At 74.9% G+C, this 1844-nt stretch carries 1 protein-coding gene and 1 pseudogene; both read right to left on the minus strand.

The features are described 5' to 3' along the window. Positions 1-265: pseudogene (locus ACS04_RS39050) on the minus strand (hypothetical protein); the annotation flags it as partial. 155 nt (positions 266-420) lie between these two features. After that, positions 421-1844, minus strand: a 1424-nt coding sequence (locus ACS04_RS29390; RefSeq protein ID WP_048479855.1) for a multicopper oxidase family protein, incomplete at its 5' end; no start/stop codon positions are given.

Genomic DNA, 1844 nt, shown 5'->3' on the forward strand with positions numbered 1-1844 from the left:
GGGCGGGCTGCGGCGCGGGGGCGGGGGCCGGCTGCGTGGGCTCGGGCGTCGGCCCGGGCTCCGGGGCCGCGGCGGGCTGCGGTTCGGGTGCCGGTGCCGGTGCCGCTGCCGGTTCGGGTGCCGGTTCGGGCACGGCTTCCGGCTGCGGGGTCTTCTGGAGGGAGAGCGGCTGCGCCGGCTCGGCGGCCGGCTCCGGTATGGGCGTGCCCGCGGGCTCCGTCGGCGTACCGGACGGGGTCTCGGGCTGGTTCGGGGGCGTGCTCATACCTGGCAGGAGTCCTCACGGTGGTGGCGTACGCGGTGATCGCCAAGCCTGCCATGCGCCCCTGACGGCTCCAAGGGGATTCCGCCCCCGGTCCGTCTCCGGTCCGTCCCCGGTCCGCACGCGGGCGGACCGGGGGCGAACCCCTCCTCAGGGGGCTACCGCTGGTAGCCGAGCACCGTCATCATCCCGGCCTCCGCGTGGTACACGTTGTGGCAATGGGCCATCCACAGCCCGGGGTTGTCCGCGTCGAAGTCCACCGTCAGCTTCGAGTTCGCCAGGATCAGGGCGGTGTCCTTGCGCGCGCCGCCCGCGCCCCCGGCGAGGGCGAATGTGTGCCCGTGCAGGTGCAGCGGGTGCCACATCGTTGTGGAGTTGTTGAACTCCAGCCGGACCCGCTCACCCGCCTTCACCGGGTGCCGCTGGTCCGGGGTGTACGGCTTGCCGTCGAAGGCCCAGTCGTACTTCTCCATCCCGCCGGTCAGTTCGATGCGGATCGTGCGGTCCGGCGTACGGGTCGGCAGTACGGCGGGCTCCGCCGCCCGCAGCGCGTCCGCCGTCAGCGGCTTCCCGGCCAGCTCGGCGGGCCGGGTCGCGGCCGTGGGCGCCGTACCGGACCCCGTGCGCAGCAGGGCGAGGGCCGAGGCCGAGGCGCCCTTGCCCTCGGCGAGCGCGGTCAGCGGGAACACCCCGTCCTGCGCGGTCACCAGTACGTCGTACCGCTCACCCATGCCGAGCAGCAGGGAGTCGGTCTTCGCGTGCTCGACCGGGTACCCGTCGGTGTGGGTGACCGTCAGTTCGTGGCCGCCGAGGGCGATGCGGAAGGCGGTGTCCGCGCCCGCGTTGACGATCCGGATCCGGATCCGGGCGCCGGGCTTGGCGGTGAAGACCGAGGGGTCCTGCGCCGTCCGGCCGTTGACCAGGTAGTGCGGGTACGCCACGTCGCCCGGGTCCTTGCCGAGGACGTCGCTCGCGCCGCCCATGAGCAGCCGCGAGGGCGGGGCGCCGGCCGCCGGGGTCTTCGGGGCGGCGCCGCCGTGGCCCGCGTGGCCGCCGCCCGCCCTCATGTCCATGCCCTTGCGGAGTTCGGCGAGGACCGCGTCCGGAGTGGAGCCGTCCACCCCGTCGATCCAGTCGTCCAGCACCACCACCCACTCCTCGTCGTAGGAGAGGGGCTCCTCGGGGTCCTCGACGATGAGCGGCGCGTACAGGCCGCGGTCCTGCTGGACGCCCGAGTGCGGGTGGAACCAGTACGTCCCCGGGTTCGGGACGGCGAAGCGGTACGCGACGGACCCGCCCGCGGGGATGGCCCGCTGGGTCAGGCCCGGGACCCCGTCCATGTCGTTGCGCAGGGCGAGGCCGTGCCAGTGCAGGGAGGTGGCCTCGGGGAGGTTGTTGGCCAGGGTCAGGGCGAGGGTGCCGCCGGCGGTGACCCGGACCGCCTGGCCGGGCAGCCGGTCCCCGTACGCCCAGGAGCGGACGGTGAGCCCGGCGCCGAGGTCGAGGGGGGTCGCGGTGGCGGTCAGCTTGACCTCGGAGACCGGTCCGGTGGCCTTGCGGGCGGCCTCGGCCGCCTGCACCT

Origin of the sequence: Streptomyces roseus (assembly GCF_001044425.1) — a bacterium.
Lineage (GTDB): Bacteria > Actinomycetota > Actinomycetes > Streptomycetales > Streptomycetaceae > Streptomyces > Streptomyces roseus.